Raw genomic sequence first — 7,885 nt, 5'->3', positions numbered from 1 at the left:
ATAAGCACTCAAGCTAAACCAACCTGTATCATCACCCCAAATGACTAGGATGTTTGGTTTCTTATTGTCTTGTGCAAAGACCGAAGAAAATGTTAGCACAAACAAAAGCAACGTTGCTAAATAATTCTTTTTCATAGTTCTATTTTTTTAATTTGAAATAGTGTTTTGTTTTAATCACATTACAAATGTAGGGGGGCTATGAATGGATCTTTTTTAAGAAAAGGTCAGGGTATTTTAAAAAAAGGTCAAACCGAAAAAGTGTCTCATATCAATATTGAAATCGAAATCAAGCATAAAAAAACACGGCCCACTTACTAAGTGAGCCGTGTAAAAAAATATTAAACTAGAATACGTGATTTTGTATTATCTCTATTGTAAACTACTATATATTCAATTTCTAAAGTATAAATATTCTTTATTCATCTTTAATACATTACAAAAGTAAACAACCTCGTTATCAATCTTTTTCAAGAAACAGTCATGCAGTTTTATAAAAAGGTCAAATCTATAATTCTCTATCGAAGCGTACTATTTAAAAACATGTTACAACATTGATTGAAAATGTACGAAAGTCTAGTTTACTGAACTTTCTCTAGGATTTAGTCGTCTTTTTTAAATGCAAAAAAGGTAGAAGAATTACTCCTTCTACCTTATTGTTGATATCAACTTGAACGAAAAACAAAAGCTGACAATTTTTTTATATTAGAAATCTGTGAAAGAACCTGCTTTCATTCTTTTAGGGAATTCTTTGAAAGTCATTTTGAACTTTGCTAATTCCGAAATCAAATCATAAGCAACAGGTGCCGCATCATAGTAGAATCCATCATAAAAACCTGATTCCATGTGAGCAGATTCAAATGGATCTTCTCTTAGGTTGACGATAAGCGGTGCAGTTAAATCTGTGAAAGGTGTTCTCCAAATTTCAAAACCTTTTGCTTCAACTTCTTTCTTGATACTTAAGTGTACTTTCCAGTCTCCTTTTCTGATTGCTGTGATTTTACCATCATCCGCAGCGTAGAAATGTACTTTACGTGGAGCTTCAGTTGTTTTACCTGTCATGTAAGGCAAGAAGTTATAACCATCCAAGTGAACTTTATAATCTCTATCGATCATACTTGTACCCTTTTTAAGTTCTTCTGTAACATTGTCATTACCAGCTGCAGCTACTAAAGTAGGGAACCAATCTAAGTGAGACATCATTTCGTTAGAAATTTGTCCTGCTTCAATTTGTGCTGGCCATTTGATCATCATTGGCACTCTTACACCACCTTCCCAAGTTGTGTTTTTCTCACCTCTGAATGGAGAAGCACCAGCATCAGGCCAAGTACATTTCATTGCACCATTATCAGTAGAATAAACTACAATTGTATTTTCATCAATACCTAACTCTTCAAGGTAATCTAACACTGAACCAATTTGTTCATCATGCTCAACAAGTCCGTCATGATATACAAAACCTGTCTTCTTAGATTCTTCTTTCAAACGAGTCCAAATGTGCATTCTTGATGTATTCAACCATACGAAGAAAGGCTCATCTTTTTCTACAGCTTCTTTCATAAAACGCTTTGAAGCACCAATGAATTCTTCATCAGCAGTTTCCATTCTTTTCTTCGTTAACGGGCCTGTATCAGAAATACGACCATCTGCATAAGAATGAATAACACCTCTTGGCATAAATCTTTCCGCAAACTCTTCACCTTGTGGATAGAAAGGAGATTCTGGCTCTTCTTCAGCATTTAAGTGGTAAAGGTTTCCGAAGAATTCATCAAAACCATGGTTTGTCGGTAAATGTTCATCTCTATCCCCTAAGTGGTTTTTACCAAACTGACCAGTTGCATACCCTTGTTTCTTAAGAGCACTAGCAATTGTAGGATCCAATTCACTAATACCTTGAGGGGCTCCTGGAAGACCTACTTTTGAAAGTCCTGTACGAGTTGGATGCTGTCCTGTTACAAATGAAGAACGTCCCGCAGTACAACTTTGGTCACCATAAAAATCTGTAAAAATAATTCCCTCGTTACCTATCCTATCAATGTTAGGTGTTTGAGCTCCCATAATACCTCTGTGATAAGCACTCAAGCTAAACCAACCTGTATCATCACCCCAAATGACTAGGATGTTTGGTTTCTTATTGTCTTGTGCAAAGACCGAAGAAAATGTTAGCACAAACAAAAGCAATGTAGCTAAATAATTTTTTTTCATAGTTCTATTTTTTTAATTTGAAATAGTGTTTTGTTTTAATCACATTACAAATGTAGGAGGTCTATGAATGGATCTCTTTTAAGATAAAGTCAGGGTATTTTAAAAAAAGGTCAAACCTAATTAATTATATTTTTTTACTATGAATAATGAAAGTGATGAATTAAACCGTCATAAATTATATCAAAAAGTTAGCGAGAAATATGACGGGAATTGGGATGGTGAAGAAATGTCTTTTTCATGTGTTGAAGGAAAAGTGGAGGTTATCTCTCTTCAGTTTTTTGAAAATTTCTTTGTAGGAACAAATAAAGTCACGTATGCCAATAATAGTGTATGGAGACGCTCTGCAATTAGTAATGATAATTTTATTACAATAAGGCTAGGATCACATGGGGAAATAAAGGAACGTTCTAAAGGTACTTCAATGGCTGAAGGTATTTATATCTATAATTCCCAACAACCACTTACATTTAATTTCCAATCTGATACTGAATTTGAAATTTTAGCCATCACATTTCCTTATGAATTAATTAAGAAGGTCAACATACTTAATGAGTCCTCCAACTTAAAAATGATATTTGAAAAGAAGGATTTCTTTTTTCAGTATTTCCCAATGTCAATTGAAATTGAAAACTTAGTACGTTATGTATTTGAACATAGAAATAACAAAGAACTTCGAAAATCAATTTTCATCTCCAAGGCATTCGAAATTATTGGACGACTTGATCAGAAAATAGTAGAAAAAGAATCAGTTAGTACCAATCTTCATCCGCATGACTTAGAAATGATGATTGATCTTAAAGTAAAAATACTACAGGATTATACCATACAGCCGAATTTAGATATTATTGCCTCTGATTTAGGAATGAGTAAATCTAAATTGCAACGCTCTTTCAAATCAGTATTTAAAACTTCTATATTAAAGTATTTTAATTCTCAAAGATTGGAAGAAGCCAGAAGAAAAATTGAATATACAGAAGATAGCCTGTCTTACATAAGTTATGATTTAGGGTTCAATGACATTTCACATTTTAGTACTGCTTTCAAAAAGCATTTTGGTATAGCACCTAGTGATGTGAGAGAGAATGCTTAATATTTCAACTATTTTCAACATCTAAGAATAAAAAGATTATTAATAATGAATATCCATTACCTCAATGGTCAGTACACTGAGAGTGCATTAAAAGATTATATCTCAACTTTTGATGAATTTAAAATAAATAGAAATCACTATTGGGGAAAATCGGAAGATGGAGAGTTCAACTATTGGTTGTTTGATGAATTGGGTGAGCTTTTGAGTTCAGTCATGTATGAGATCAAAACGAACAAACCTGTTCGCTTATTTGATATTTATGAAAAAGAGAAAGGCTTTTTGATTTCGTTTGTTATAGATTCGAATGTAAGTTATAACAATAAATCTATTGGAAGTGGTTTTTCAGAAGGGACTGTACTTTTTAATTCTAATCAAAAAATCACCTTAGATGTAGATAAAAATAGAACGTATAAAGGGATTACTTGCCACCTTTCTCATGAATTAATGAGAAAAACTGGAAGAGAAAATTTTGATGAACTGAAAGACTTAGTAGTCAATCAGAATCACTTTGCATTGTTCGAATCCATGACCTATGAAATGGAGCAATGCTTAAGAGAATTGTTCGCTTTACAAACTGAAAAAGTCGGTAGGTATGGTTTTTCATCTGCAAAAATCTTAGAATTGATATCCCACTTCTTTGTACAACTCTACACACATCGAACAGGACATAAGAAATTTGACCTAACTGAGAAAGAAACAATTGCTATTTTCAATATCAAAAGTAAAATAATGGAAGACTTAATGCACCCTCCAACTATTGAGGCATTAAGTGTAGATTATGGCGTGAGTATTCCTAAATTACGAAAGGACTTTAAAAATGTATTTGGTTTATCCCCTCATCAATTTATTATTCGTGAACGTTTGTATGAGGCTAGAAGAAAAGTCATTCAGACCAAAGACAGTATGACTGAAATTGCAGATCTTTTAGGTTTTACTGATTCTTCTCATTTCACTAAATTGTATAAAAAAGAATTTGGAGTGACGCCATTGGCGGATCGCAAAGAGCACCATGGTTGATATGATTTCCAAGACGTAAACACATAAAGTTTTTTGTGCCCATTATTTACATAGAACTTTGGTAGAATATCCTTTATGATGGATACCGCTCGCTGTAGGTATGTTGCATTGCAACGTCCGATGAACCACCATAAAAACCACTTTACGGTCTACATTACATTTCTTTTGTCTTCATTCTTCATGCAAAATTGCCTGTACACTATTCACCGTACGGTCTGTACGGTGTACAGTGTACAAGTCGTACGGTGAATAGCGTACAGTGGGTACGGTGGATAGTGTACGGATAGGTTAGATATAAGCAGTTATACTATTAAAACCAGAGAAAGTTAGATTTTCTTTTTTTACCAAAAACATAATTTTTTATCCAAAAGGTTTGTTTGACGTTCACCTACTTTTGTGCTAACAAATAGAACGAAAAACAAATACAAAATGAAAATTCTAAAACTAAAATCATTTAAGATCCTTGCTATCTTTACTATGTCTGTATTGGGTGTCAACATCGCCAATGCACAAACTGCTGATGAGATTGCTAACAAATTGCAGAACCCTCTATCAAGTATTATTGCTTTGCCTATACAGCATAATATGGGAATGGGAATTCCTGGTATGGATGGTACCACTTATACTATGTCTTTACAGCCGATCGTTGCTCAAGAATTCGAAAAATTCAGTCTTGTTCATCGTGGTGTAATGGGATTATCTTACCTACCGGCTACAACTGGAATGGAAAATAATCTAAACCCACAGTTCGGGATTACGGACCTAAACTACTCCTTCTTTTTTGCTCCAAAAAATGTAGGAAAACTAGCTTGGGGTATTGGTCCATCAATCGATATGCCAACTGCTACTAGTGATATGTTGGGTACTGGAAAATGGTCTGCGGGTGCTTCATTAGCATTAGTGTACCAAACCAATGGCTGGACCTTTGACATGATCTTCCGTCAGACAGTATCATTTGCGGGTGATCAAAATAGAAACGATGTAAATACTTTTGTTGGTCAGACCCTGATTGCAAAAAGCTTAGGTAAAGGTTGGATGATCAATACATTCCCTACAATTGTAGCGAATTGGAATGCTGAAAAAGGTCAACAATGGACTGTACCTGTAGGTGGAGGTATCAGTAAGTTAGTATTTATGGGAAAACTGCCAGTGAACTTGGGTGTACAATACTACAATAATGTTGTAAAGCCTGATCATGTTGGTCAACACGAGTTAAGATTAATGACAACGTTTGTATTCAAAAAATAGATCATAATTAAGAATAGATCAATGCGATAGAATTCTACTTTTATTTAGTTGAGCATTTAATTCAATCAGTAGTGTAAAGCTCCCTAATCTTTTAGGGAGTTTTTATATTCAAATCTAAAATTATGATATTTTGTATAATAATTACTACTTTCTTGATTAGTGTAATCAATAAGGTTATTTCTAATATGGTGAAATCTACTTTGAATTTTAAGGAAGAAAATTAAGTAAAAAAGGGCGCTCAATTATTGAGACGCCCTTCACTACTTAATCTAAAACACCAATTCTGATAGTTCTAATGGTTATCAATTTCTAGTTCAATCACATTGCCGAAAACTCCAATATCAGAAATAGAGTTTCCAGTTTCGATTGGTGAATATTCTATCATGTTTTTAGCTCCAAAAACATTGATATACGAGTTCGTTCCTGCATGAACATAAGCAAACTTTTCACTTACCGCTACTTTTACGTTCATACTCAAATCTTCATTTACTGTTGCACTATTGATTGGTGTAAAAGTACCCAAATCATAAGCAACAAAGTTTTTATCATCTGTCAATACATAAAGTCTGTGCATCATGTAATTGATCTCGAAATCTACAATTCCTTCTGTATCAACTACCTTTTCCATTTTACCTTCTTTAGCATCGATTTTATAGATACCTTTCTCATTATCAATACCTAAGGCAATTTTAATATGAGCTGTTCCATTGAAATATTTACGATAGATTAACTGATCAAATTTTACACCTTCTTCAGGATAATCGATCATATTCTCATGCATCACAATATCAGGATTACTCCAATCTCCTTCATTAGTAAAGACAATAGTCAAAAGTCCTTTATCTGTTGCAACTAGACCATAATTCTCATCCCAGTTTTCTGAATAGAGGTTGGTAGCATAAATCTCATTAAATTCAGTATATGATTTAGAGATTTTTGCTGAGTCAATATGATAAAGATCCAATACATTATCTTCATCCACTAATAAATAGTAATTATCACCAAACCCTGAAGATAAGTAGGTGGTATTCACACCTGCTTTTTGATAATGATCTAGTTCAATTTCCTTTGCTTGACCGCTGTTTAATACATCTTCGGCAGTTACATAAAATAGATTACCATTCTCGTTTGATCTCCAGATTGCTTGGAAGTCACTCCAATCAAGATTTGTCAATTGAGGTGTTGATGTAGTAATGTTAATTTTAGGAGGATAGGTATGGAAGTGATTCATATGTAAATCAAGACCCGTGAAGATTGAATAAACGTTTTCTTCACTGTATACTTTTGCGTTAGCAATCTTAAGACCTAGTTCTTTAATCACTTTAGTTCCCTGTTCCTGTGCAAATAAAGTATCGATACGATCACTATGAGGCTCTCTTAATTCAATAACATTATTGTCGTTGTAAGTCACTAAAAGTTTCAAGCCCTCAAATTCACCGTAAGGTGCATCCTCTGGTTTCTCTGGTACTTCAGTTTCATCGTCAAGAATCTCATCTTTTTGACATGAAAAAAAGGTACTGCTAATTAGTAGTAGTAAAAAAAGATAATTTTTCATCATCTAGTGTTATATGTTTAATTAAAAATTGAAATTTTCTGTAACAGAATTGCTTCTAGCATCAGTTGCTATTGCTTTAACAAAATAGTCTCCTGCTGGAAGGTCGGTAGGTATCTGAATGCGATCGTTAAAATCAATAATATTGGTATTTGCTGTAGTAAAATCATAGTAATTAGAGAGGACCTCGTTGTCATTACTATCCACCAATACAATATTTAAATCTCTTAAAATATTAAGTCCATGAAGCTGAAAAGCGATAGCAATAGCTTCTCCTGCAATAATTTCACCTTCTAGTTCAACATCTAAAAACTGAATTACAGGTACTATTATCAGTTCTCCACCTTCAACTGCTTTCTCTCCTTTTTTATCAATAACGGTTAGTTCTAAATGATAAGCACCTGTATCAAAATAGGTTGGGATAACTGGGTGTTCGTGGATGAAAGTATTTCTTCTACCTTCATAATATCGAGAATAATCAAACTTGATAAAGCTTGTGTCTGTTAATGATTCGACAGTAACATATACTTCAGAAGCTACATCGTCACCATAAACCTGTGCTTCTAAATGTAAGTCCACACCAGCATAACCGATTTGATTGTCTCCATGGCCCGTAGTCCCTCTTCCGTATTTTAGATCTTCAATCCGTAAATTAGATGATTGCTCGTCTTCCTGATTGCATGATAAAAAAAGTAATATCAGTGCAATGTAAATTAGTCTTAGTTTTTTCATTTAGCTTAATAATGCAATAATGTCGCAAATATAAGCTTTGGTTT

Annotated in this window: 6 protein-coding genes; 3 read left to right on the top strand and 3 right to left on the bottom strand. The window is 33.5% G+C overall.

Features of this window, described 5'->3' with window-relative positions; all coding sequences use genetic code 11:
* Window positions 1–702: 702 nt before the first annotated feature.
* Window positions 703–2,202 carry an arylsulfatase gene (locus AVL50_RS11620; protein ID WP_062616674.1) on the bottom strand — a complete coding sequence of 500 codons (1,500 nt, stop codon included), beginning with the start codon at window positions 2,200–2,202 and terminating at the stop codon, window positions 703–705.
* 139 nt (window positions 2,203–2,341) lie between these two features.
* On the opposite strand from AVL50_RS11620, the gene AVL50_RS11615 reads away from it, so the two are divergent.
* The 3 genes from AVL50_RS11615 (at window position 2,342) to AVL50_RS11605 (ending at window position 5,557) form a co-directional block, all read left to right on the top strand.
* Window positions 2,342–3,292, top strand: a complete 951-nt coding sequence (locus tag AVL50_RS11615) for an AraC family transcriptional regulator (RefSeq protein ID WP_062616673.1) — start codon at window positions 2,342–2,344, stop codon at window positions 3,290–3,292.
* Window positions 3,293–3,337: 45 nt separating this feature from the next.
* Window positions 3,338–4,309 (top strand): AraC family transcriptional regulator, encoded by a 972-nt coding sequence (locus AVL50_RS11610; protein WP_062616672.1) that lies wholly within the window; start codon window positions 3,338–3,340, stop codon window positions 4,307–4,309.
* A gap of 429 nt (window positions 4,310–4,738) precedes the next feature.
* Window positions 4,739–5,557: a hypothetical protein gene (locus tag AVL50_RS11605; protein WP_062616671.1), complete on the top strand. Its 819-nt coding sequence runs from the start codon at window positions 4,739–4,741 to the stop codon at window positions 5,555–5,557.
* 292 nt (window positions 5,558–5,849) lie between these two features.
* Here the strand turns inward: AVL50_RS11605 and AVL50_RS11600 are convergent, their stop codons facing one another.
* On the bottom strand, window positions 5,850–7,115 hold the full coding sequence (locus AVL50_RS11600; protein WP_062616670.1) for a hypothetical protein: 1,266 nt from the start codon (window positions 7,113–7,115) through the stop codon (window positions 5,850–5,852).
* An 18-nt stretch (window positions 7,116–7,133) separates the two neighbouring features.
* Window positions 7,134–7,841: a DUF4625 domain-containing protein gene (locus tag AVL50_RS11595; protein WP_062616669.1), complete on the bottom strand. Its 708-nt coding sequence runs from the start codon at window positions 7,839–7,841 to the stop codon at window positions 7,134–7,136.
* Window positions 7,842–7,885 lie beyond the last annotated feature (44 nt).

Origin of the sequence: Flammeovirga sp. SJP92 (genome assembly GCF_001583495.1) — a bacterium.
In the GTDB taxonomy this organism is placed as follows: domain Bacteria; phylum Bacteroidota; class Bacteroidia; order Cytophagales; family Flammeovirgaceae; genus Flammeovirga.
Note: the sequence above shows the minus strand (reverse complement) of the source record. Positions and strands in the feature narration are given on the sequence as shown.

What these genes read in the sequence shown, in the direction of transcription:
- AVL50_RS11595 (WP_062616669.1), bottom strand. Translation starts at nt 7,841, where the DNA reads ATGAAAAAACTAAGACTAATTTACATTGCACTGATATTACTTTTTTTA.
- AVL50_RS11600 (WP_062616670.1), bottom strand. Translation starts at nt 7,115, where the DNA reads ATGATGAAAAATTATCTTTTTTTACTACTACTAATTAGCAGTACCTTT.
- AVL50_RS11610 (WP_062616672.1), top strand. Translation starts at nt 3,338, where the DNA reads ATGAATATCCATTACCTCAATGGTCAGTACACTGAGAGTGCATTAAAA.
- AVL50_RS11605 (WP_062616671.1), top strand. Translation starts at nt 4,739, where the DNA reads ATGAAAATTCTAAAACTAAAATCATTTAAGATCCTTGCTATCTTTACT.
- AVL50_RS11615 (WP_062616673.1), top strand. Translation starts at nt 2,342, where the DNA reads ATGAATAATGAAAGTGATGAATTAAACCGTCATAAATTATATCAAAAA.
- AVL50_RS11620 (WP_062616674.1), bottom strand. Translation starts at nt 2,202, where the DNA reads ATGAAAAAAAATTATTTAGCTACATTGCTTTTGTTTGTGCTAACATTT.